Here is a 22706-nt window from a genome sequence, read left to right as displayed (position 1 = left end):
CCCCATGGACAAACTGGGAAAGCGCCTGCTGCTGTATGCGGTGCTGTTCGCGTTGCTGGCCACCCTGGCCGTATACGGATATCTGAAATCCCTGGAGGAGAAGAAGGCCCAGGAGCCCCAGGAGGTCTCCGTGCTGGTGGCTTCCGTGGACATACCGGCCATGGCCCTGGTGGAGGAGTCCATGCTGGAAAGCGTCCCGAGGATGCTGGAGGGCCCCCAGGAGGGTTACATCAACGACCGGAGCCAGCTGGTGGGCAAGTACACCCAGGAGGAGATCCTTGCCGGGGAGCGGTTCACCACCGCCAAGATGGTCCAGACGGCGGATGCCCTGCTGTCCATGAAGTTCACCGGGAACCACAGGGCCATGTCCATCCCGGTCACCAAGGTGGCGGGGGTCTCGGACCTGGTCCGTCCGGGAGACTTCGTGGACCTGGTCCTGTTTGCCGGGGCGGTGGTCGAGCCCATCGCTTCGGCACGGCCGGCCATGGCCAAGCTCATCCACCAGAACCTCCAGGTCCTGGCCATCGACAAGAACATGGACCGGAACACCGCCCGGGCGGAAACACCGGAAGAGTATCTGGTGACCCTGGCGGTCCCGTTGCCGGAGGTGGAGGAACTGGTCATGGCCAGGAGCTTAGGCGACTTGACCATGGTCCTGCGGCCCTTCACCCAAGACTTCCTCTACGACACGGAAGGGGCCAAGGCGGAAGCGGTTCTCCCGGTGCCGCTTCCGGTGGTCCAGACCCCTGTCCCGACTGTGGAGGGGGAGGCGGGAGCCGTACCGCCTCCGGCACCGGCACCGGTCAAGCCCCCTTACGACCGCTACATCCATTATGTCATCAAGAGCGGGGACACCTTGAAGAGCATCAGCCTCCGGTTCTATGGGGATGAATCCCGGCAGCTCCTGCTGCAGCAGGTCAACGGCGTAACGGACGACAGCATGATCGTCACGGGCACAGGAATCCGCATTCCCGTGCTGCCCGGAATGAGCGAAGGAAGTGATGGGATTGGACAAGATTAAAGTGCTGATTGCGGACGATGTGGAGGAAACCCGGAGCCTCATCGCCAAGATCCTGGAGCTGGAGAAGGGGAAGTTCCAGGTGGTGGGCCATGCGGCCGACGGCCTGGAGGTCCTGGAACTGGTTCCCCGGCTGAAACCGGACGTTGTCCTGATGGACATCAACATGCCCAAGATGAACGGCCTGCTGGCAACCGAAGCCATCACCAGCAAGCATCCGGAGGTCATCGTGGTGATGATGTCCGTCCAGGGGGAGAACGAATACCTCCGGAAGGCCATGTTCTCCGGAGCCAAGGAATACCTGATCAAGCCGGTGGAATACGACAGCCTGGTGGGGACCCTGGTGGAGACCTACGCCAAGTACAGGCCCAGGCCCAGGAAGGCCGAAGGGGCCCCGGACAAGGAGACCAAGATCTTCGCCTTCTACAGCGCCAAGGGCGGGGTGGGCAAGTCGGTGGTGGCCGTAAACGCCGCCCTTTCCATGAGCCGCTGCAAGGGCAGGGAGAAGACCCGGACCCTGCTGGTGGACCTGGACCTGAAGTACGGGGACTTAGGCATCCTCATGGGAATGAACGACAGGAAGAACATCCTGGACATGGTGGACGGGAACCAGCTGGAAAGCTTCGAAAGCATGTCCGAATACCTGGTTCCCTTCAACGACCAGGTGGATGTCCTGCTGGCCCCCAAGTCCCCGGAAGGGGGGGAGTACATCTCCAGGGGGGTGCTGGAGAAAGTCTTCGGCACGGTGAAGAAGCACTACGACTACATCCTGGTGGACACCGGGGTGAACTACGACGAAACCACCCTCTACGCCCTGGACGTGGCCGACAAGGTGGTGCTGGTGAGCACCCTGGACCTGCCCTCGGTGAAGAACACCAAGCTGGCCATCAACGTGATGGGCACCCTCCAGTACAGCCGGGAGAAGGTGAAGGTGGTCCTGAACCGGTCGGGGGAAGGGGCGGGACTGAAGGAGAAGGAGATCGCCGAAGTCTTCGGGGAGCACATGCTGGACATCCTGCCCAGCGACCCCAAAGCCGTCTCCCAGAGCGTCAACCTGGGAAGTCCCCTCTGCGCGCGGAAGGCCGCCATTCCCGGCAGGTTCATGAAGAAAATCCAAGAGATGTGTTGCAAGCTGGATGCGTGATTCCAGCAAGGAGTGAAGAGCCATGTCGCTGATCAAAAGATTGAATGAAGCCCAGACGGATGAAAGGTCCAGACCCTCCCAGCCGGCCCTCAAGGGCAAGCAGCCGGAGAAGGAGCAGGACCCCTACATCGCCATGAAGATGCGGATCCAGAACAGCGCCATCGAGGACCTGGACATAGACTTCGACGAGATTTCCGACCAGAACCAGGAGCTGAAGCGCCAGATCAGCGAAATCCTGGCCAAGCACATCGAGACCGAAGCCCTGAACATGACCATGAGCCAGAAGAACAAGGCCCGGGAGGAGCTCATGGACGAAATCATCGGCTTCGGCCCCATCACCGGCCTGCTGGCGGACAGCAGCATCACGGAAATCATGGTGAACGGTCCCGACCACGTGTATGTGGAGAGGAAGGGGAAGCTGGTCCTGACCGACGCCAAGTTCAAGGACAACAACCATGTGCTCCATGTGATCAAGAAGATCGTCTCCCCCATCGGAAGGCGGATCGACGAGAGCTCCCCCATGGTGGACGCCCGGCTGCCCAACGGGTCCCGTGTGAACGCCGTCATCCCTCCCCTGGCCCTGGACGGCCCTTCCATCACCATCCGGAAGTTCGCGGAGGATCCCCTGCAGGTGAACGACCTGGTGGGCTTCGGGACCCTGAACTCCCGGATGGCGGACATCCTCCGGCTCTGCGTGGAAGGAAGGCTGAACATCGTGGTCTCCGGCGGCACCGGCAGCGGAAAGACCACCACCCTGAACGTGCTGTCCTCCTTCATCCCCGAGGACGAGCGGATCGTCACCATCGAGGATGCGGCGGAGCTGCAGCTCTCCCAGACCCATGTGGTCCGATTGGAGACCCGGCCCGTCAACATCGAGGGGAAGGGGGAGGTGAGCATCCGGGACCTGGTCAGGAACAGCCTCCGGATGCGTCCGGACAGGATCATCGTGGGGGAGGTCCGCTCCGGGGAGAGCCTGGACATGCTCCAGGCCATGAACACCGGCCATGACGGCTCCCTCACCACCGGCCACGCCAACACCCCCCGGGACATGCTCGCAAGGCTGGAGACCATGGTCCTCATGTCCGGCATGAACCTTCCGGTGAAGGCCATCCGGGAGCAGATCTCCTCGGCGGTGGACCTGATCGTGCAGCAGAGCCGTCTGGTGGACGGAAGCCGGAAGATCACCCACATCACCGAGGTCCAGGGGATGGAAGGGGAGGTCATCATCCTCCAGGACATCTTCCGTTTCGAGGCCAAGGGTCTGGACGGCAAGGGGAAGCTCCAGGGGGACTTCGCCTTCACGGGCATCGTGCCCAAATTCATGGACAAGCTGAAGGAACGGGGCATCCATGTCCAGGAGGACATGTTCAGCACCATGTGACAATCGGTAAGGAGGGGTACCATGCTGTTCCTTGTGCTAGCCGCCAGCTTTCTGGCGTTCTTCACCATTTTCCTGGTCCTGCTCCAGCGGGTGCTCCTCCAGTCCAAGCCCATGGACAGCCTCCAGCACTACGGGCAGGACCTGTCCATCCCCCTGGAGCGTCTGCATGAGCGGCAGGACCTGGGGGTCATGGAACGGATGGCCCGGCTGGTCCCGGCCAGAGTCCTGGAGTCCAGGAGGGGCCAGGACCTGGGGCTGCTCCTGGTCCAGGCGGACCTGGGGATCAAGCCGGCGGAATTCACCGTCCTGCGCTTCGTGTTCTCCCTGCTGGGGGGGCTGCTGGCCCAGATCCTCTTCGACACCCCGGTCCTTGGCATCGTCTTCGGTGTGGTGTTCTGGATGCTGGGCATGGCCTTCCTGAAGCAGAAGAAGGCCAAGCGGATCAAGGACTTCGACGAGCAGATCAACGATGGGATCACCGTCATCGCCAACGCCTTGAAGGCGGGCTATTCCTTCATGCAGGCCCTGGCTTTGGTGTCCGATGAATCCAGGGACCCCATGGCCAAGGAATTCAAGAAGCTGCTCCGGGACATGTCCTTCGGGAAGTCCATGGAGGAGTCCATGGAGAACCTCCAGCTTAGGGTGCCCTCCCAGGACCTGCAGCTGATCCTCAACGCCATCCTGATCCAGAAGGACATCGGCGGGAACCTGTCGGAAATCCTGGAGAAGATCAACGAGACCATCCGGGAACGGCAGAACATCAACAACGAACTCCGGGCCCTTACGGCCCAGGGGAAGATGTCCGGGATTATTGTATCTTTATTGCCTGTTTTCTTGGGGCTTATTTTCTATGTAATCAATAAGGAGTACATTTTGACACTATTCATCAATGATGTCGGACGGATATTATTGGGAATAGCCCTTTTCAACCAATTCATCGGCATCTATCTGATCAGCAAAATCGTCAAGGTCGACTTCTAAGGAGGGAACGCGCATGTCCGGAACGAATCTGTTGATGGTCTTCCTCGCTGCGGCGGTGGGCCTTTACGGCCTGTTCCTCTTCCTCTTCCGGGACAGGCTCCGCCTCCAGGAGCGCCTGGAAGAAGCCGTCTCCTATGGGGGACAGCTCCAGGGCGGGCAGAAGGAGAAGGGCAAAAAGGAACAGGTGGAGAAGAAGCAAAACGGCCTGCTGGCCAGGAGCCAGGAGAGGAAGCGGCGGTACCGGCTGGCCAAGGAAATCCCCTTCACCCTGGACCTGATCACCGCCAGCGTGGAGGCGGGGCTCTCCTTCGAGGGGGCCATGGCCAAGGTGGTGGAAAGCATCCCCGGGGAACTGGGGGAGGAGTTCGGGAAGACCCTGAAGGAGATCAAGATGGGCATCGACCGGAAGACGGCCCTGAAGAACATGGCCGCCCGCTGCGAGGTGAAGGACCTGTCCACCTTCGTGACCTCCCTGATCCAGGCGGACACCCTGGGGGTGAGCCTGGGGAACGTGCTCCGGATCGAGTCGGCCCAGATCCGGGAGCGGCGAAAGCAGGCGGCCCGGGAGAAGGCCATGCAGGCCCCCATCAAGATGCTCTTCCCCCTGATCCTCTTCATCTTCCCCTCCATCTTCGTGGTCATCCTGGGCCCGGCTGTTATCAACATCATGAACACCTTGATGAACCAATAGGAGGTACCGTCCCATGCAGAAACAAAATGTCCGGATCCGCTTCCCCGGCGGCCAGCTCCTCTTGCGCATCCGCCCGGCGGAGAGCTTCGCCGCCCGTTTCTTCGGCTACATGGGCCGGAAGGCCCCCCATTGCCCGGGTATCCTCTTCACCAACTGCAACAGCATCCACAGCTTCTTCATGCATTTCGACCTGGACCTGCTCTTTCTGGACAAGAAGGGGCGGGTCCTTCGCAAGGTCTTGGGGCTTGGGCGGCGGAAGATGGTCTTTCCCGTGGAGGGGGCCTGGCAGGTCCTGGAGCTTCCGGCCGGAAAGCTGCCGCCTGTGGAGGTGGGGGATACGGTCCTGGTGGAGCCGGACGCCAACTAATTCTAGGCAAAAGCCCCGGGGTCATGTATAATGAAGGTATTCTATGCGAAGGTGATGCGATGAAACCCCTAGAGACGATTGAAAAAAGACAAACGGACAAGAACCAGAGCCATGTGGTGGACAACATGGTTCAGGAGATTGGAAATTTCAAGGAAGAGATCCTGAAGGTCATGGACAACACCGGCAAGGAGCACGAGGCCATCCTCCAGGAGTCGGACCAGCTGCGACGCTCCCTCTACGGCGGAGGCAACCGGCAGGAACAGCTCCAGCGGCTGGAGAAGCTGGACGCCCTGGTGCGGAACTCCTCCCAGAACGTGGAGAAGGCCCAGCAGGTGACCCAGAAGCTTGCGGGGGTGCTGGACTATCTCCAGAAGGACCTGTCCGTGGCCAAGCTCCAGCTGGAATTCGGTGCGGAGCTGCCTTACGGGGTGAAGATCCTGGAGGCCCAGGAGAACGAGCGGAAGCGGATCTCCAGGGACATCCACGACGGTCCGGCCCAGTACATCGCCAACATCCTGATGAAGGCGGACCTGTGCGAGCAGATCATGAAGCGGGACGTGGGCCAGGGCCTGGAGGAGCTGGGGGAGCTGAAGACCACCGTCCGCCAGGCCCTGAAGGAGATCCGGGGGATCATCTACAACCTGCGGCCCATGTCCCTGGACGACCTGGGCCTGAACAAGACCATGGAGGAGTTCGTGAACAGGGTCAAGGAGGAGGCCCGATTCAACATCACCCTCCGGCAGCAGCATGTGGAGGACGAGATCGAGATGATCATCCAGGTGGCGGTCTTTCGGATCCTCCAGGAGATCATCAACAACGTGAAGAAGCACTCCAAGGCCGACAATGTCCAGATCCAGCTCCGCTTCGGCATGAAGTACCTGAAGCTGGTGGTGCAGGACGACGGGGTGGGCTTCGAAGTGGAGAAGACCCTCTTGCGGGTGAAGGAACAGGGGGTCTCCTACGGCCTGGTGGGCATCTACGAACGGGTGAACCAGCTCCACGGCCACATCAACATCGACTCCGCCCCGGGGCAGGGGACCACGTACTCCATCCTGCTCCCGGTCAGCCTGGAGGTGATCCAAGATGAGTTCAAGAACCATTAGGGTCCTGGTGGCGGACGATTTCGACCTGATCCGCCAGGGGGTCCGGAGGATCCTGGACTACGAGCCGGACATGGAGCTTTGCGGGGAAGCGGTGGACGGACGGGAGGCCCTGGCCCTGCTTAAGGACACCAAGCCGGACATCCTGCTCTTGGACATGAACATGCCGCTCCTGAGCGGCATCCAGGTGCTGGAAGCCATGAAGGAGATGGAGCACGGGACCAGGACCATCGTCCTGACGGTGGAGGACGACTCGGTGAAGATCAACGACGCCATCCGGCTGGGGGCCGACGGCTACGTGCTGAAGGAATCCGTGGGACGGGAAGTGGTCCGGGGCATCCGGGCGGTGATGGAAGGGGAACAGTTCATGGACAACGCGGTGCTCTCCATCCTTTTCCAGGACATCCGCAAGGAGAAGAAGGAAGAGGGTTGCGTCCTGGACCGTCTGACGGAGCGGGAGCTGGACATCCTCCGCTTCCTGGCGGACGGCCGGAGCAACAAGGAGATCGGGGAGCAGCTGTTCATTTCCGAGAAGACGGTGAAGAACTACACGACCAAGATCTTCCGGAAGCTGGAGGTGACGGACAGGGTGAAGGCGACCCTGCTGGCCATCGGCAACGGGATCCACGAATACTACCGGGCGCGGGAGTGCGCCAGGGAAGAAGGAACGCGATGAGGAACAGGGGCAGTTCATGCCAGACCTGTTCCTTTTGCTATGTTCAGATTTTTATGGAAGCTGGATTGCCCCAGGCATCGGAGCAATGTGGATTAACATGATGAAATATGAAAAATAATGGAATTAAATGAGATGGTAAAATAGCACGACAAAAGTAAGATGTAGGCAAACACATAAGCGTACAGCAGATAAAGTTGTTTATAATGACTATGTGATTGTGCGAACCATGACTTTTGCCCAAGAAGCGAATGAATATTAGTGAGCATAAAAGAAAATAAATGAAAATTAATGACACAAAATGAAAACAGTGGTATGATGTGAATCAGAGAGGAGGTTGGCAAATGAAATATGCAACCCGAGTAAATTCTTTTCTTCGCATCAACAAGGATTTGAAAAAAGCAATAGGTGACATTGGAAAAATAGATGGGATAGAATGCATTGACTTGAACTATCCCGAGCACTTCCAGACCTACTCCGTTGAAGAAGTTAAGGGATTTCTAGAAGTGAACGGTTTAAGCTGCAATGCCATCAATCTAAGGTTCCGTGACGAGTTCCTGAACGGGGAATTCGGCAATACCCAAATCGAAGTTTCGGAAAAAGCGATCGAGCTGTGCAAAGAGGCGGCGGATGTCTGCAAGGCGATGGAGGGGGACCAAATCATCATCTGGCTGGGATTCGACGGATTCGACTATTCCTTCCAGATCGACTATGTGAAGGTGTGGGAACAAGTTGTCCGCGCTTTCCGCCAAGTGTGCGATTACACACAGCTGCCGGTAAGCATCGAATACAAACCGTATGAAGAGCGTGTACATTGCCTGATCGACAGTTTCGGCACCACAATGATGATGGTCGAAGAGGTCAAGAGGGACAATCTGGGTGTGACCCTTGACTTCTGCCACATGCTGATGAAGAAGGAGAACCCGGCCTTTGCCACAGCCTGGCTGCTGGAAAGAAACAAGCTTTTCAACATGCATCTGAACGATGGGGAAGGTTCTACGGATGACGGATTGATGGTCGGAACCGTCAACCTGTGGAAAACACTGGAAGTCTTCTATTACTTGAAAAAATACGATTTCAAAGGTGCCGTCTATTTCGACACGTTCCCGAAACGGGAAGCGGCCGATTCGGAATGCGAAGCCAACATAGCGATGTGCCGCAGGATCGAGAACATGATAGATACCTACGGGCTGGAGAAAATAGGCCGGATTGTTGAAAAGAACGACGCGGTATCGGTAAGCAACATGTTTGTGGCGATGTTGAATCAAATGGCGGTAAGCCCAGGAAATGCACTGGCGGCTGAAAAGATCTGTGTTTAAAGACCTGGATCCAGGTTTTTAATAGAAGGTGCAACGGGATTGCACGAATCAACCAAGCCTAGGAGGAGGATACGATGAAAAGAAGTGTTCTAGCGGTGGTACTTACAGTGGTGATGGCGGCGTCGGTTTTTTCGGGATGCACACCAAAGCAAGGGAGTACAAGTAGTGAAAGTGCAGGGGGGGCCGGCGCTGTGCAAGAGACAGAGACAGCAGCATTCAATCCGGACGAAGAGGACGGCATTGAAATCGGAGAGTTGAGGAGCGCGTTGGGTGCTGTTCCGAAACTGGAAGGAAGCGTGAAGCTGGGGGCGGTGGCCAAGGCGTTCGAAAACGAGTACTGGCGGACATTGAAGGAAGGTTATGGCGTGTTCCAAGACAAACTGCAGGCAAACGGATACGATGTGACCATTGACGTTTCTTCCGCCCAGGGAGAAGGCGATGAACAGGGGCAATTGTCCATTGTCAAGGACATGATCAACAAGAAGTACAACGGTCTTCTGCTTTCCCCGATTTCAGACGGGAACCTGGTTCCTGGAGTCGACGATGCGAAGAAAGCCGGCATCCCGGTTGTAAACGTGAACGACGGCCTGATTGCGAATTCGGATGTGTTCGTTGGCCCGAAAGCCATCCAGAACGGCGAGTTGGCAGCGGAATGGATTTCGGAGAAGCTGGGCGGAACTGGTCAGGTTGCGATTGTGATCGGCATGCCGAAAGCGTTTGCGGCCAGACAAAGAACCGCAGGATTTGAGCAGTACATGGCGGCAAATGCAACCGGCATTGAGATTGTCGCAAAACAGAATGCCGACTGGGACCGTTCCAAGGCGAAAGACTTGGCGGATACCTGGATCAAGCAGTATCCCGACCTGAAGGCGATTTTCTGCAACAACGACACCATGGCGCTTGGGGTTGTGGAAGCGGTCAAATCCTCCGGCAAGGATATCCTGGTTGTGGGCGTGGACGGAATCGGGGAAGCGTACGATTCCATCCGGAGAGGCGAGCTGGATGCCACCATCGACTCCTTCCCGCTGTACAAATCACAGATTGCCGGCGAGGTTACCCTTCGTCTGATGGGAGGCCAGGAAATCCCCAGGGTCATCTGGACACCCCAGGCTCTCATCGATGCGACCAATGTGGAAAAACCGGCTGAAGAAATCATCGGCTGGGAAGAACCGGTTTTCGAAAATTAAAACGGCAGCATAATAGGAAACATTAGCCGAAAACGACGATGTTTTCGGCTAATGTTATATGTAAAGGGGCATGGATGATGGAAACAATGATTCGTTTTTCGAGTATAACAAAGCGATTCCCAGGAAACATGGCTTTGGACGGCGTTGATTTTGAAATCCGAAAAGGTGAAGTGCATGCCTTGTTGGGGGAAAATGGTGCCGGAAAGTCAACCTTGTTGAACATTCTACACGGAATTTACAGCCAGTACGAAGGTGAAGTTACTATTGAAAACTCCAAGATCAATTTCAAAAATGCAAATGAGGCAATCGAATTCGGCATCGCCAAGGTCCACCAGGAAGTGAATTTGGTGACGGAGCTCACAGTCGGTCAAAACATTGCATTGGGATATGAACCAAAAAAAGGTTTGCTTGTTGATTATAGAGGGATGTATCAGAAAACGGATGCGATTTTGAAGCGATTGGGGTGCAGGTTCAAAAGCAGCGACAGGATCGGCACACTCAGCACGGGTGAGATGCAGATGATCCAAATCGCAAAGGCGCTCTTCCACAACGCCAAAGTGATCTCTTTCGACGAACCCACCTCGGCGCTGACCGACAAAGAGGTCAACCGCCTGCTTGAAATCATCACCGAACTAAAATCCAACGGCATAACGGTACTCTATATCACCCACCGCTTGGATGAAGTGTTCAAGATTGCGGACCGGGCCAGCATCCTTAGGGATGGGAAATACATATGCACTCTGGACGTACAGGGCATCACCAAGGAAGTGCTGATCAACAACATGGTCGGCAGGGATGTGGCCGCGTTCGCGGTCAGGCACAAACCCCTGTGCGCCACCAAGGAAGTTGCCCTTGAGGCGGTCGGCTTAGAGTCCCAGGGTGTTTTCAAGAACATCAGCTTTAAGGTCCATCGGGGAGAAATCCTATCTTTTGCTGGCCTAGTCGGGGCCAAACGGACGGATGTCATGCGGGCCATATTCGGTGCGGACCCGATGAGTGGCGGACAGGTCAAGATCCACGGGAAGGATGTGGCAATCCGAACACCGAAGCAGGCTTTGGCCCATGGCCTCGCCCTGATTCCGGAGAACAGGAAAACACAGGGATTTGTAAAGAATTTCACCAATGCGCAGAATATGGCCTTGGCTTCAATGGACCGGTTTGCAAAAGGCATATTCGTTCATGAAGGTAAGATCAAGGAGAACTGCGACTACTACATCAAGCAGATGGACCTGCACCCGGACGACCCGGACTACCAGACGAACAGCCTGAGCGGAGGGAACGCGCAGAAGGTCATCATTGCAAAGTGGCTGACCACGAACCAGGACATCATCATCTTTGACGAGCCGACGAAGGGCATAGATGTAGGGGCGAAGGCGGAAATTTATCGTCTGATGGAAGACATGGTCGCCAACGGAAAGGCCATCATTATGGTCTCGTCAGAACTGCCGGAGGTGATCGGCATGAGCGACCGTGTCATCGTGATGTGCGAAGGGCGCATGGTCGGTGAGCTGGGCAGGGATGAACTGAGTGAAGAAAGCATTATGCATTTTGCAATGGAGGGATAACATGAAAAGCATATGGAAGAAATTCTCTAGGGAATTGGGCATCATCGTCGCCTTGGTGATTTTGATCGCTGTGTTTGGGATTTTGGAACCGTTGTACCTGACCCCTACAAACCTGATGGACATCGTAGACCAGTCTGTCATAAACGGGCTGCTGGCTGTGGGTATAACAATGGTCATCATCACCGGTGGAATCGACCTTACGGTCGGTTCGACGATGGCGGTTGTGATTGTTTGCATCGGCAACCTTCTGGTCGGAGGTCTGAATCCTGTTGCCGCCATCCTGCTGGGAGTCCTGCTGGGATTCGTATTGGGTGGGTTGAACGGATTTCTGATTGCGAAAATGCATCTGCAACCCTTCATCGCAACATTGGGAATGATGAGTGTCTACAGGGGAATCGCGTACCTGGTCACCGGTGGATGGCCGGTACTGTCCATTCCACAGAATTTCAGGACAGCCATGGATGGTGATGTTGCAGGTGTTTTCCCGAGTTCGGTTGTTATTTTGCTTCTGGCGACCTCTGTCGGATACGTCATTTTGAAGCACACGAAATTCGGAACCTATCTGTATGCCATGGGCAACAATGAAGAAGCGACCCGCTTGTCCGGCGTCAACGTTGATTTCAACAAAATCATCGCCTACGCTCTCTGCGGTGTCTCGACCGCGCTGGCGGGCATGGTTCTGTTGGCGAAACTGGGGACAGGGGAACCTACTGCGGGACAAGGATACGAATTGAATGCGATTGCGGCTGCGGCGGTGGGCGGCACAAGCCTGGCTGGTGGAAAAGGCAGCATGCTTGGCACGTTTTTCGGAGCGATTCTCTTGCAGGCGTTGAAAGTCGGTCTTGTCGTACTGGGCGTCGATACGTTCTGGCAATACATTGCGACAGGGGTCATCATCATCGTAGCGGTGTATCTTGATATTGTACAAGAGAAGATCAAAAGTTGGAAGTTCGAAAGAAAATTTGCGAGGTAGGTGCAGGAATGCCGGACGGATATGTAGCGGTAATAGGAAGTTTGAATTATGATGTCCTGATGAAGCAGGAACGGCTCCCGTTGAAAGGGGAAACCTATGTCGCCGACACTGTGTTCTACGAAGGTGGTGGGAAAGGTGCGAACCAGGCCGTGCAATGCGCAAAACTGGGCGTGCCGACCTATATGGTAGGCAAGGTCGGGAACGACAATTTTGGCGACATCCTCTTGGAGAAGCTGGAGGGGTTCGGCGTCCATACGGAGCACGTGGGAAGAAGCGACAAGGACACAGGCTTGGGTGTCGTACATGTCCTCGGGGACGGATCGGTCTATGCGTCGATCATCACAGGGGCCAACGGTGACTTTGGGCCGGAAGATCTGAAAAAGATGGAAGCGGTGGTTTCGGCAAGTCGGATTGTCGTCCTACAGTTGGAAATCCCGGTTCCTGTCGTCGAACAGGTAATCTGCATGGCCAGCAGACATGGCGTCTACAGCATCCTAAATGCGGCGCCGGCGAAAGCTATCGGCAGGGAAGCTCTCGAGAAGGTGGACTGCCTTGTGGTGAATGAATCCGAAGCGTCTTTCTATGCGGGGGAAACCATCAATGACGAGAAAACGGCCATATCCCATTTTGAGAAGCTGACAGCCCTTACCGGGGGAACGGTGATCGTAACCCTGGGGGAGAACGGGAGCCTGCTTTGCAAAGGTCAGGACCATGTTGTGGTTCCGGTGGCAAAGGTGGAGGATGTGGTTGAAACAACCGGAGCGGGGGATTCGTACATCGGTGCTTTTGCCTATGGGAAGTACATGGGAAAAACGGATGAGGAAGCCTGTCGATTTGCGGCGAAGGTGGCTGCGGTGACGGTGACCAAGGTTGGCGCTCAGGGTGCCATGCCTTTATTGGAAGAAGTTGAACTGTTTTGAGCGGTTTTGCCATAATTTAGTTTTCGACTTGAACTTGTTTCCAAAAATCATTATAATGTTCGTAAGAAAGTAAAAATGAGGTGGAATATGGTTCCGGATTTGCGAAAACAAGAATTATTGAAGCAAATCACGCAAAGCGATGTCGCTTACATCAAGGACCTGTCAGAGGAGCTTGGGATTTCGCTCTCAACGATCCGGCGTGATTTACGGGCCCTGGAGGAGGATGGCGAGATCGTCGTCATGCGCGGCGGCGCTGTCAGGATAAAAAATGGCGATTACGACGAACCGGTGGCAAGGAAGCGGCTGATCAACAGCGAAGCCAAAGAGATCATTGCAAAAAAAGCGGCCGCTCTTGTGGAGGATGGGGATTGCATCTATGTGGATTCCGGTACGACGACTGTCGCCATGCTGAAGTATCTGCCGGGGAGGAATATCACCATCGTAAGCAGCAGCACGCAGCTGATGGAAAACATGCCCATCAAAGGAGCCACGTGCATTCTGCTGGGCGGGGAAGTGCGGGACGACCTGGAATCGGTCTACGGCACGTTGACGGAAAAGATGATCATGAGCATGCATTTCGACAAAGCCTTCATCGGTGCGAACGGATACATCGAAGACGGCGCCATCTATACATATGATTTCAGGGAAGCAAGAAAGAAGGAAATCGTCAAGGATTATTCCAAGACGACGTATGTCCTGATGGATACTTCCAAGAAGAACAAATATGCGTTTTCCAAGGTGTTCGAACTCAGCGAAGGCATTCTGATCACAGAGGAAGACTAGACGATGAGGAACAGGGGCAGTTCATGCCAGACCTGTTCCTTTTGCTATGCCCATGTGCTATACTTAAGGGATGGGAAGGAGGGTATGTGATGACGAAAACATTCAAAGAAGCGGCCTGGATCCTAGGCGTGTTCCTGGTGGGGCAGATGGGGGCCACCCTGCTGCGGCCCCTTTTTCCGGTGCCGGGGGCCATGCTGGGGATGGGATTGCTGTTCCTGCTGTTTCTGACGAAGAAGGTGGAGCCCGCCCAGGTGGAAGGGGTGGGGAATTTCCTCGTGGGGAACATGGCCTTCTTCTTCGTCCCCCTGGCGGCGGGGATCATGACCCAGGGGGAGCTGCTGGGTAGGTACTGGTGGCAGCTGCTGGTGATGGTGGGGGCGAGCACCCTGCTGGTGATGGGCACCACCGCCCTGGCCGTCCAGTTCTTGGTCCGGCACCAGGCGGGGAAGGGGGCGAAGGGATGAGGGAGGCGCTGACGCAAAACCTTTATTTCGGATGGTTCCTCTCCCTGGCGGCCTACCAGGTGGGGATCCGGGCCCGGCGCCGGTGGGGGGAGCTTGCAAACCCCATGATGGTGGCGGCCCTTCTTTGCATGCTGGTCCTGCGGGTCCTGGGGGTCACCTACCAGGAGTACATGGACGGGGGCGGGCAGATGGTGGCCATGATGGTGAACCTGGCCACCGTCTCCCTGGCCATCCCCCTCCACCACAACCGGCGGCTGGTCCGCAAGCATCTGGGGCCCATCCTGCTGGGGGGGCTGGTGGCGGTGCTGACATCCTTCTTCTCCATCTGGGGACTGTCCCGGCTGCTGGGGCTGGATACGGGCATGTTCCTCTCCATCCTCCCCAAGTCCATCACCACCGCCTTCGGGGTGCCCCTTTCGGAGCAGCTGGGGGGCGTGGTGAGCATCACGGTGCTCTGCATCATCCTCACGGGGATCCTGGGGGCCGTGGCGGCGCCGGCGGTGCTTAGGCTGCTGGGGGTGGAATCGGAAATCGCCCGGGGGGTGGCCATCGGCGGCGCCTCCCATGCCCTGGGGACCTCCAAGGCCCTGGAGATGTCGGAGACCACCGGGGTCATGAGCAGCCTTTCCATGGTCCTCACGGGAATCCTGACGGTGCTGCTCCTTCCGCTCCTGCTGGGGCTGGCGGCCTGGCTGGGCTGAGATATCCGAATAATAAAATAAAAACAATACATAATGTTCGGAAAAAATATTGACGCAACTTATTTTTAACGGTAAAATAACCCTATGACATGTCCTATGGGACAAAAATGCGAATGAGGTAATGAAAATGGATGTACTGAAGAAGCGGATCGGCATCATCGGCGGCGGCCAGCTGGGAAAAATGATGATCCTGGACGCCAAAAGGCTGGGGTTCCATGTGGTGGTCCTGGACCCCACTCCGGCCTGCCCTGCACACAGCATCGCAGACAAACAGATCGTGGCTTCCTTCACGGACGGGGACGCCATGCTGGAACTGGCCGAGAAGACGGATGTGGTCACCTACGAGTTCGAGCATATCAGCGTGCAGGCCCTGAAGGAGCTGGAGTCCAGGGGATACACCGTCTATCCGGCGGTGGAGAGCCTGGAGGTCATCCAGGACAAGTTCCGGCAGAAGACGGTCCTTGCACAAGCGGGGATCCCGGTGCCTGCGTTCATGCAGATCGCGAAGCGGACGGACATCCTGGACGCCAGCAGCCTCTACGGCTACCCCATGATGCTCAAGACCTGCCTGGGGGGCTATGACGGCAAGGGGAACGCCCTGATCCGCACCGAGGACGACATGATGGACGCCTTCGACGCCCTGGGCGCGGGAAGCACCCCCCTGATGGTGGAGGCCTTCGTGCCCTTCGTGAAGGAGATTTCCGTGCTGGCCTGCAGGGGCATCGACGGGGAGATCGTGGTCTACCCCGTAGGGGAGAACGTGCACGTGGACAGCATCCTGGACACCACCCGGGTGCCGGCGGACATCTCCGACGGATGCACCGAAAAGGCCACCAAACTGGCCCATGACGTGATGGAGGTCTTCCACGGCGTGGGCATGTTCTGCGTGGAGATGTTCGTGGACGACCAGAACAACGTGCTGGTGAACGAGGTGGCCCCCAGGCCACACAACTCCGGCCACTACACCATCGAGGCCTGCCTCACCTCCCAGTTCGAGCAGCACATCCGGGCCATCACCGGACTGCCCCTGGGGGACGTGTCCCTGCGGACGCCGGTGGTCATGCGGAACCTCCTGGGAGAGCCCGGGGCGTCGGGAAGGACCCGGGTCCTGGGGCTGGAAGACGCCTACCGGAACCCCCGGGTGAAGGTCCACCTCTACGGAAAAGAGGACGTGAAGCCCTACAGGAAAATGGGGCATCTGACCGTGGTGGGCAAGACCCTGGAAGAGGCGGAAAAGGAAGCGGAAACAGCCAAAGCCTGCATAAAGATCGTGGGCGAAGCATAAGCGCATAGGAGGAAACACATGCAAGCAACAGTCGGCATCATCATGGGCAGCGACTCTGACCTGCCTGTCATGCAAGAAGCGGCCAAGATCCTGGAGGAGCTGGGGATCGGCTATGAACTGACCGTCGTATCGGCCCACCGGACCCCGGACCGGATGTACACCTACGCCAAGGAGGCGAAGGGGCGGGGCATCAAGGTGATCGTCGCCGGCGCGGGGGGAGCCGCCCACCTCCCCGGAATGGTGGCCTCCCTCACGGGACTGCCCGTCATCGGGGTGCCCGTGAAGACCAAAAGCCTTTCCGGCGTGGACTCCCTCTATTCCATCGTCCAGATGCCCCCGGGGATCCCGGTGGCCACGGTGGCCATCAACGGAGCCAAGAATGCCGGCCTGCTGGCCGCACAGATGCTGGGGGCCTTCCAGGAGGACGTCCATGAAAGGGTCCTGGCCTACAAGGAATCCCTCAGGACCATGGTGGAGGGGAAGGCGGAAGAACTGGAAGCCCTGGGACATGCCGACTATGTGAAAAAATATCTGGAGGAATAGACATGGAGAAGAAAGCGCTGTTGTACGAAGGCAAGGCAAAAAAGGTGTACACCACGGAGGATCCGGAACTGCTGGTCGTTTCCTACAAGGATGACGCCACCGCCTTCAACGGGGTGAAGAAGGGTACCATCGAAGCCAAGGGAAGCGTCAACAACCGTGTTTCCAACCACCTCATGGGCCTCCTGACCAAGGAGGGGATCAAGACCCACCTGGTGGAGGAGCTCAACGACCGGGAGACCGTGGTCCGCAAGGTAAGCATCATCCCCCTGGAAGTCATCGTGCGCAACATAGCGGCAGGCAGCCTGAGCAAGCGGCTGGGCCTTCCCGAAGGGACCCCCATGAAGCACACCGTACTGGAGTACTGCTACAAGGACGACGCCCTGGGAGACCCCATGATCAACGACTACCACATCTTCGCCCTGGAGCTGGCCACCCGGGAAGAGCTGGACAAGATCGCGGCAATGTCCTTCAAGGTGAACGAGGTGCTTTCGGAGTACCTCAAGACGGTGAACATCGCCCTGATCGACTTCAAGATCGAATTCGGCAGGACCTCCGATGGGGAAATCATCCTGGCGGACGAGATCTCACCCGACACCTGCAGGTTCTGGGATACGGTGACACAGGAGAAACTGGACAAGGACCGGTTCCGCAGGGACCTGGGGAACGTGGAAGGCGCATACCAGGAAGTCATGAAACGGCTTCTGGGCGTATAGGAGGAAAAGATGTTTGACGACAAATTGCAGGAAGAATGCGGCGTTTTCGGAATCTACACCAACAGGGAATCCCAGGTGGACACCGCCCGGATGGCCTACTACGGGCTTTTCTCCCTTCAGCACAGGGGACAGGAGAGCGCGGGGATTGCGGTGAACAACAGCGGCACCATCCTTTACCGGAAGGAAATGGGGATGGTGAACGAAATCTTCGACGACGTGATCCTGGACTACCTGAAGGGCCATTCGGCCATCGGCCATGTACGTTACTCCACTTCCGGGGACAGCCTGGCGGAGAACGCCCAGCCCCTGGTCATCAAGTACACCAAGGGCCACATGGCCCTGGCCCACAACGGGAACCTGACCAACGCCAAGCGCCTGCGGGCGGAGTTGGAGGCCCAGGGGACCATCTTCCAGACCACCACCGACTCCGAGGTCATCGCGGCCCTCCTGTCCCGTGCCCGGATCCGGCACAGGAACATCGAGGAGTCCCTGGAGGAGGTCATGGGCGTGATCCGGGGGGCCTACGCCCTCCTGGTCATGACCCCCAAGAAGCTGATCGCGGCCCGGGACCCCCTGGGCATGCGTCCCCTGGTCATGGGCATCAAGGACGGCAACTACGTCTTCTCCTCCGAGTCCTGCGCCTTCGACACCCTGGGTGTGAAGCTGGTCCGGGACGTGGAGCCTGGCGAGATCATCATCATCGACGAGAACGGCATGCGCAGCATGCACGTGGAGGGCGCATCCAAGCGGTCCGCCCTGTGTGTCTTCGAATACATCTATTTCGCCCGTCCGGACAGCGTGATCGAGGGGCTGGAGGTCTACAAGGCCCGCTACCGTGCGGGAGAGGCCCTGGCCAAGGAGCATCCGGTGGAGGCGGACGTGGTCATCGGCGTTCCCGACTCGGGACTGGCGGCGGCCCACGGCTATTCCGTGGCCTCGGGCATCCCCCAGGCCGGAGGCTTCATGAAGAACCGTTACGTGGGCAGGACCTTCATCCAGCCCAACCAGGTCCAGCGGGAGCTGGGGGTCCACCTGAAGCTGAACCCCATCCGCTCCATCGTGGAGGGGAAACGGGTGGTCATGATCGACGACTCCATCGTCCGGGGAACCACCAGCAGGCACATCGTGAACCTGCTGCGGGAAGCGGGGGCTACGGAGGTCCATGTGCGGATCAGCTCCCCGCCGGTGAAATATTCCTGCTACTTCGGCATCGACACGCCGGAGCGCAAGAACCTGGTGGCCAGCAACCACTCCATCGACGAGATCCGTGAGATGATCTGCGCCGACAGCTTGGGCTACATCAGCAGGGAAAGCCTGCTGGAAACCTGCAAGGAAGCCAAACTGCAGTTCTGCACGGCGTGCTTCAGCGGGGACTATCCAGTCAAGATCGAAGACGAGGAGGCAAGGGGATGTCAATAAGCTACAAGGAAGCCGGCGTGGACGTGGAAGCCGGATACAAAGCGGTAGAACTGATGAAGGACCATGTGCGTTCCACCTTCCGTGAAGAGGTGGCCACAGACATCGGAGGCTTCGGAGGCCTGTTCTCCCTGGCCAAGCACAAGATGGAGGAGCCCATCCTAGTTTCCGGCACCGACGGGGTGGGGACCAAGCTGAAGGTGGCCTTTGTCTTGGACAGGCACGACACCATCGGCATCGACGCCGTGGCCATGTGCGTCAACGACATCATCTGCGCGGGAGCCGAACCCCTCTTCTTCCTGGACTACATCGCCTGCGGCAAGAACGTGCCCGAGAAGATCGCCACCATCGTGGGGGGGATTGCGGAAGGCTGCCGCCAGTCCGGGGCCGCCCTCATCGGCGGGGAGACCGCCGAGATGCCGGGCTTTTATCCGGAGGACGAGTACGACCTGGCGGGATTCTCCGTGGGCATCGTGGACAAGAAGGACGTCATCGACGGCTCCAGGGTGCAGGCCGGCGACGTGCTGCTGGGCCTGCCCTCCTCGGGCATCCACAGCAACGGCTACTCCCTGGTGCGCAAGCTCTTCGACATCAACGCGGAGAACCTTTCGGCCTACAACGAGGCCCTGGGCGCCACCCTGGGGGACGCCCTCCTGGAGCCCACCCGGATCTACGTGAAGACCATCCAGGCCCTGAAGGAAGCCGACGTTGACATCAAGGCCCTCAGCCATGTCACCGGCGGCGGCTTCATCGAGAACATCCCCCGGATGCTCCCGGAAGGGGCCATGGCCTCCATCCAGCTGGGAAGCTGGCCCGTGCTGCCTGTTTTCCAGGTGATGCAGGGGCTGGGGGACATCCCCCAGAGGGACATGTACAACACCTTCAACATGGGCATCGGCATGGTGGCCGCCATGACTGCGGAAGAGGCCGAAAAGGCCATCCGGGTCCTGGAAGCCAGAGGCGAGAAGGCCTATGTCATCGGCCAGGTGAGGGAAGGCGCAGAGGGAGTGGAGCTATGCTGAAGATCGGCGTGCTGGTGTCCGGCGGGGGAACCAACCTCCAGGCCATCATCGACCGGATCAAGGAAGGGAAGCTGACCGGGGTGGAGATCGCCACGGTGGTCAGCAACCGGAAGAACGCCCATGCCCTGGCCCGGGCGGAGAAGGAAGGCATCGACGCCGCCTGGATCAGCCCCCGGCAGTTCGAATCGGCGGAAGCGTTCAACCAGGCGCTGGCCCGGCATTTCCAGGACAAGGGCGTGGACCTGGTGGTCATGGCCGGCTACCTGGTGGTGCTGGGACCGGCGTTCGTCCGGGCCTTCGAGGGCAGGATCATCAACATCCACCCCTCGCTGATCCCCTCTTTTTGCGGAGAGGGCTACTACGGGCTGAAGGTCCATGAGGCCGCCCTGGCCCGGGGGGTGAAGGTCACCGGCGCCACCGTCCATCTCGTGGACGAAGGCACGGATACGGGCCCCATCCTGCTGCAGAAGGCGGTGGAGGTCCTTCCCCAGGACACCCCGGAAACCCTGCAGCGCAGGGTCATGGAAGAAGCGGAATGGGTGATTCTGCCCCAGGCCATCCAAATGATTGCAAACAGGAAAGGGTAGGAGCATGGATAAATTGAAGGTATTGGTGGTGGGCAGCGGCGGCAGGGAGCACGCCATCGTATGGAAGCTGGCCCAGAGCCCCCGGGTGGAGAAGATCTACTGCGCCCCGGGCAACGCGGGCATCGCGGCCCTGGCCCAGTGTGTGCCGGTGAAGGCCACGGAGATCGAAAAGGTACGGGACTTCGCCCTTGCGGAGGGCATCGACCTGACCATCATCGGCATGGACGACCCCCTCATGCTGGGGATTGTGGACCTGTTCCAGGAAGCGGGGCTGAAGGTCTTCGGACCCCGGCAGGATGCGGCGGTCCTGGAGGGAAGCAAGGTCTTCGCCAAGGAGCTGATGAAGAAGTACGACATCCCCACGGCGGCCTACGAGGTCTTCGACGAGCCCGGGGCGGCCCGGGCCTATCTGGAAGGCTGCACCTATCCGGTGGTCCTGAAGGCGGACGGACTGGCCCTGGGCAAGGGCGTGCTGATCTGCAACACCCGGGAGGAAGCCCTGGAAGGGGTGGACGAGATCATGGTGGACCTGAAGTACGGCAGCGCCGGCCGCCGGATGGTGGTGGAGGAGTTCATGACCGGGCCGGAGGTGTCCGTCCTCTCCTTCTGCGACGGGAAGACCTGCCTCCCCATGGTCAGCGCCCAGGACCACAAGCGGGCCTTGGACAACGACCAGGGACTGAACACGGGGGGCATGGGAACCTTCTCCCCCAGCAAATACTACACCGAGGAAATCCACCGGGAGTGCGTAAAGACCATGTTCGAGCCCACCCTTGCGGCCATGGCCGCCGAGGGAAGGCCCTTCACGGGGATCATCTTCTTCGGCCTGATGCTGACCCCCAACGGTCCCCGGGTGCTGGAATACAACGCCCGTTTCGGGGACCCGGAAGCCCAGGTGGTACTGCCCCGTTTGAAGAACGACCTGGTGGACGTGGTGGAGGCCGCCATCGAGGGACGGCTTTCCGAAATCACCCTGGAATGGGACGAGCGCTCCACGGTCTGCGTGGTCCTGGCTTCCGGAGGCTACCCGGTGGCCTACAGGAAGGGCTATCCCATCCAAGGGCTGGAGGAGGCCGCAGGGACCCCGGACATCCTGGTGTTCCATGCGGGCACGGAGCTCGTGGATGGCCGGGTGGCCACCAGCGGCGGACGGGTCCTGGGGATCACCGCCTTCGGCAAGGACATGGAGGAGGCCAGGAGCAGGGCCTACGCCATGGTGGAGAAGGTGGATTTCACGGACAAGCATTTCCGCAGGGACATCGGCATCAAATAGCGTTTACTTTTCCCCCTTTTTGTATTATCCTTAGGATACATAAGATTTGACAAGAGGGAAGGAGCATGCGTATGTATTGTGAAGAATGTGGAGCACCCAATCCGGACGAAGCCCTGTTTTGCGCCAACTGCGGAACCAAATTCGTGAAAGCGGAAGGAGGCGGCCAGGAGCCGGTGGAGGCACCCAAGCCCCAGGCCGCCAGCCAGCAGGTTCCGCCTCCGGTCCCGCCACCCCAGCCCTGGCAGCAGACGGCACCGCCCCCGGTGGCGCCGCCCCAACCCCGGCAGGAGTTCCAGGGTCCGTCAGGGGGTCCCGGCCCCGGACAGTACGGGGGACCGGACCTGAACGCCCCCATGGGGGTGGGGTCCTGGCTGGCCGTCTATCTGCTGATGGCGGTGCCCATCCTGAACATCGTCCTGATCTTCAAGTGGGCCTTCGGCAACAACGTGAACAGGAACAAGAAGAACTTCGCCATCGCGGCCCTGATCCTCTTCCTGATCTCCCTGGTGCTGTCCATCCTCTTCTTCATCTTCTTTGGAGAGTTCTTCTACAGGAACATGGGCGGCGCCTATTATTGACCGGCTGGAGCCGAAAACCGGC

The 22706-nt window shown here is 58.5% G+C and carries 24 protein-coding genes; all 24 read left to right on the top strand.

Translation table 11 applies throughout. From position 1 onward, the window contains the following. Positions 1-4 precede the first annotated feature (4 nt). The 24 genes from cpaB (at position 5) to GXN74_RS06110 (ending at position 22684) form a co-directional block, all read left to right on the top strand. A complete protein-coding gene (gene cpaB, locus GXN74_RS06225; protein ID WP_162370060.1) occupies positions 5-1021 on the top strand; it encodes a Flp pilus assembly protein CpaB in 1017 nt (338 codons plus the stop codon). Further along, positions 1008-2162 carry a CpaE/TadZ family protein gene (locus GXN74_RS06220; protein ID WP_162370059.1) on the top strand — a complete coding sequence of 385 codons (1155 nt, stop codon included), beginning with the start codon at positions 1008-1010 and terminating at the stop codon, positions 2160-2162. Before cpaB ends, GXN74_RS06220 begins: the two co-directional genes overlap by 14 nt. 22 nt (positions 2163-2184) lie before the next feature. Next, positions 2185-3543: a TadA family conjugal transfer-associated ATPase gene (locus GXN74_RS06215; protein WP_162370058.1), complete on the top strand. Its 1359-nt coding sequence runs from the start codon at positions 2185-2187 to the stop codon at positions 3541-3543. 21 nt (positions 3544-3564) lie between these two features. After that, the gene (locus GXN74_RS06210) at positions 3565-4524 is read left to right on the top strand and encodes a type II secretion system F family protein (RefSeq protein WP_162370057.1); all 960 of its coding nucleotides are present in this window, start codon (positions 3565-3567) and stop codon (positions 4522-4524) included. Between the two features lie 13 nt (positions 4525-4537). Next, positions 4538-5215: a type II secretion system F family protein gene (locus GXN74_RS06205; protein WP_162370056.1), complete on the top strand. Its 678-nt coding sequence runs from the start codon at positions 4538-4540 to the stop codon at positions 5213-5215. A 13-nt stretch (positions 5216-5228) separates the two neighbouring features. Next, positions 5229-5582 carry a DUF192 domain-containing protein gene (locus tag GXN74_RS06200; RefSeq protein ID WP_162370055.1) on the top strand — a complete coding sequence of 118 codons (354 nt, stop codon included), beginning with the start codon at positions 5229-5231 and terminating at the stop codon, positions 5580-5582. A 59-nt stretch (positions 5583-5641) separates the two neighbouring features. Next, positions 5642-6685, top strand: a complete 1044-nt coding sequence (locus tag GXN74_RS06195; protein ID WP_162370054.1) for a sensor histidine kinase — start codon at positions 5642-5644, stop codon at positions 6683-6685. After that, entirely contained in the window at positions 6666-7358 is a 693-nt protein-coding gene (locus GXN74_RS06190; RefSeq protein ID WP_162370053.1) for a response regulator, read from the top strand. The genes GXN74_RS06195 and GXN74_RS06190 overlap by 20 nt, the downstream gene beginning before the upstream one ends. Positions 7359-7699: 341 nt before the next feature. After that, positions 7700-8674, top strand: coding sequence for a sugar phosphate isomerase/epimerase family protein (locus tag GXN74_RS06185; RefSeq protein ID WP_162370052.1), 975 nt, complete (start codon positions 7700-7702; stop codon positions 8672-8674). 74 nt (positions 8675-8748) lie between these two features. Beyond that, positions 8749-9861 (top strand): sugar ABC transporter substrate-binding protein, encoded by a 1113-nt coding sequence (locus GXN74_RS06180; protein ID WP_162370051.1) that lies wholly within the window; start codon positions 8749-8751, stop codon positions 9859-9861. Positions 9862-9899: 38 nt separating this feature from the next. Beyond that, positions 9900-11426, top strand: coding sequence for a sugar ABC transporter ATP-binding protein (locus tag GXN74_RS06175; RefSeq protein ID WP_343032799.1), 1527 nt, complete (start codon positions 9900-9902; stop codon positions 11424-11426). A 1-nt stretch (position 11427) separates the two neighbouring features. Beyond that, the gene (locus GXN74_RS06170) at positions 11428-12399 is read left to right on the top strand and encodes an ABC transporter permease (RefSeq protein ID WP_162370050.1); all 972 of its coding nucleotides are present in this window, start codon (positions 11428-11430) and stop codon (positions 12397-12399) included. A gap of 8 nt (positions 12400-12407) precedes the next feature. After that, positions 12408-13319 carry a ribokinase gene (locus GXN74_RS06165; RefSeq protein WP_162370049.1) on the top strand — a complete coding sequence of 304 codons (912 nt, stop codon included), beginning with the start codon at positions 12408-12410 and terminating at the stop codon, positions 13317-13319. A gap of 75 nt (positions 13320-13394) precedes the next feature. Further along, positions 13395-14102 (top strand): DeoR/GlpR family DNA-binding transcription regulator, encoded by a 708-nt coding sequence (locus GXN74_RS06160; RefSeq protein ID WP_343032797.1) that lies wholly within the window; start codon positions 13395-13397, stop codon positions 14100-14102. A gap of 89 nt (positions 14103-14191) precedes the next feature. Further along, positions 14192-14566: a CidA/LrgA family protein gene (locus tag GXN74_RS06155; protein WP_162370047.1), complete on the top strand. Its 375-nt coding sequence runs from the start codon at positions 14192-14194 to the stop codon at positions 14564-14566. Next, a complete protein-coding gene (locus GXN74_RS06150; protein ID WP_162370046.1) occupies positions 14563-15267 on the top strand; it encodes an LrgB family protein in 705 nt (234 codons plus the stop codon). Before GXN74_RS06155 ends, GXN74_RS06150 begins: the two co-directional genes overlap by 4 nt. 127 nt (positions 15268-15394) lie before the next feature. After that, positions 15395-16552 (top strand): 5-(carboxyamino)imidazole ribonucleotide synthase, encoded by a 1158-nt coding sequence (locus tag GXN74_RS06145; protein WP_212505725.1) that lies wholly within the window; start codon positions 15395-15397, stop codon positions 16550-16552. Between the two features lie 18 nt (positions 16553-16570). Continuing rightward, positions 16571-17095, top strand: a complete 525-nt coding sequence (gene purE / locus GXN74_RS06140) for a 5-(carboxyamino)imidazole ribonucleotide mutase (RefSeq protein WP_162370044.1) — start codon at positions 16571-16573, stop codon at positions 17093-17095. A 2-nt stretch (positions 17096-17097) separates the two neighbouring features. Then, the gene (gene purC, locus GXN74_RS06135; protein WP_162370043.1) at positions 17098-17808 is read left to right on the top strand and encodes a phosphoribosylaminoimidazolesuccinocarboxamide synthase; all 711 of its coding nucleotides are present in this window, start codon (positions 17098-17100) and stop codon (positions 17806-17808) included. 9 nt (positions 17809-17817) lie between these two features. After that, a complete protein-coding gene (gene purF / locus GXN74_RS06130) occupies positions 17818-19227 on the top strand; it encodes an amidophosphoribosyltransferase (protein ID WP_162370042.1) in 1410 nt (469 codons plus the stop codon). Continuing rightward, positions 19218-20246, top strand: a complete 1029-nt coding sequence (purM, locus tag GXN74_RS06125; protein WP_212505724.1) for a phosphoribosylformylglycinamidine cyclo-ligase — start codon at positions 19218-19220, stop codon at positions 20244-20246. Before purF ends, purM begins: the two co-directional genes overlap by 10 nt. Continuing rightward, positions 20240-20833, top strand: coding sequence for a phosphoribosylglycinamide formyltransferase (gene purN, locus GXN74_RS06120; protein ID WP_162370041.1), 594 nt, complete (start codon positions 20240-20242; stop codon positions 20831-20833). Before purM ends, purN begins: the two co-directional genes overlap by 7 nt. A 13-nt stretch (positions 20834-20846) precedes the next feature. Beyond that, complete coding sequence (gene purD / locus GXN74_RS06115) at positions 20847-22106, top strand: phosphoribosylamine--glycine ligase (RefSeq protein WP_162370091.1); 1260 nt, start codon at positions 20847-20849, stop codon at positions 22104-22106. Positions 22107-22177: 71 nt separating this feature from the next. After that, the gene (locus tag GXN74_RS06110) at positions 22178-22684 is read left to right on the top strand and encodes a zinc ribbon domain-containing protein (protein ID WP_162370040.1); all 507 of its coding nucleotides are present in this window, start codon (positions 22178-22180) and stop codon (positions 22682-22684) included. Positions 22685-22706: the final 22 nt, after the last annotated feature.

This window comes from Anaerotalea alkaliphila (assembly GCF_010179735.1).
GTDB lineage: Bacteria > Bacillota > Clostridia > Lachnospirales > Vallitaleaceae > Anaerotalea > Anaerotalea alkaliphila.
This window is presented reverse-complemented; position numbering and strand designations above follow the sequence as displayed.

Coding starts and splice junctions, on each gene's coding strand:
- cpaB (WP_162370060.1), top strand. CDS start 5: ATGGACAAACTGGGAAAGCGCCTGCTGCTGTATGCGGTGCTGTTCGCG.
- GXN74_RS06215 (WP_162370058.1), top strand. CDS start 2,185: ATGTCGCTGATCAAAAGATTGAATGAAGCCCAGACGGATGAAAGGTCC.
- GXN74_RS06210 (WP_162370057.1), top strand. CDS start 3,565: ATGCTGTTCCTTGTGCTAGCCGCCAGCTTTCTGGCGTTCTTCACCATT.
- GXN74_RS06205 (WP_162370056.1), top strand. CDS start 4,538: ATGTCCGGAACGAATCTGTTGATGGTCTTCCTCGCTGCGGCGGTGGGC.
- GXN74_RS06200 (WP_162370055.1), top strand. CDS start 5,229: ATGCAGAAACAAAATGTCCGGATCCGCTTCCCCGGCGGCCAGCTCCTC.
- GXN74_RS06195 (WP_162370054.1), top strand. CDS start 5,642: ATGAAACCCCTAGAGACGATTGAAAAAAGACAAACGGACAAGAACCAG.
- GXN74_RS06190 (WP_162370053.1), top strand. CDS start 6,666: ATGAGTTCAAGAACCATTAGGGTCCTGGTGGCGGACGATTTCGACCTG.
- GXN74_RS06185 (WP_162370052.1), top strand. CDS start 7,700: ATGAAATATGCAACCCGAGTAAATTCTTTTCTTCGCATCAACAAGGAT.
- GXN74_RS06180 (WP_162370051.1), top strand. CDS start 8,749: ATGAAAAGAAGTGTTCTAGCGGTGGTACTTACAGTGGTGATGGCGGCG.
- GXN74_RS06175 (WP_343032799.1), top strand. CDS start 9,900: ATGTTTTCGGCTAATGTTATATGTAAAGGGGCATGGATGATGGAAACA.
- GXN74_RS06170 (WP_162370050.1), top strand. CDS start 11,428: ATGAAAAGCATATGGAAGAAATTCTCTAGGGAATTGGGCATCATCGTC.
- GXN74_RS06165 (WP_162370049.1), top strand. CDS start 12,408: ATGCCGGACGGATATGTAGCGGTAATAGGAAGTTTGAATTATGATGTC.
- GXN74_RS06160 (WP_343032797.1), top strand. CDS start 13,395: ATGAGGTGGAATATGGTTCCGGATTTGCGAAAACAAGAATTATTGAAG.
- GXN74_RS06155 (WP_162370047.1), top strand. CDS start 14,192: ATGACGAAAACATTCAAAGAAGCGGCCTGGATCCTAGGCGTGTTCCTG.
- GXN74_RS06150 (WP_162370046.1), top strand. CDS start 14,563: ATGAGGGAGGCGCTGACGCAAAACCTTTATTTCGGATGGTTCCTCTCC.
- GXN74_RS06145 (WP_212505725.1), top strand. CDS start 15,395: ATGGATGTACTGAAGAAGCGGATCGGCATCATCGGCGGCGGCCAGCTG.
- purE (WP_162370044.1), top strand. CDS start 16,571: ATGCAAGCAACAGTCGGCATCATCATGGGCAGCGACTCTGACCTGCCT.
- purC (WP_162370043.1), top strand. CDS start 17,098: ATGGAGAAGAAAGCGCTGTTGTACGAAGGCAAGGCAAAAAAGGTGTAC.
- purF (WP_162370042.1), top strand. CDS start 17,818: ATGTTTGACGACAAATTGCAGGAAGAATGCGGCGTTTTCGGAATCTAC.
- purM (WP_212505724.1), top strand. CDS start 19,218: ATGTCAATAAGCTACAAGGAAGCCGGCGTGGACGTGGAAGCCGGATAC.
- purN (WP_162370041.1), top strand. CDS start 20,240: ATGCTGAAGATCGGCGTGCTGGTGTCCGGCGGGGGAACCAACCTCCAG.
- GXN74_RS06110 (WP_162370040.1), top strand. CDS start 22,178: ATGTATTGTGAAGAATGTGGAGCACCCAATCCGGACGAAGCCCTGTTT.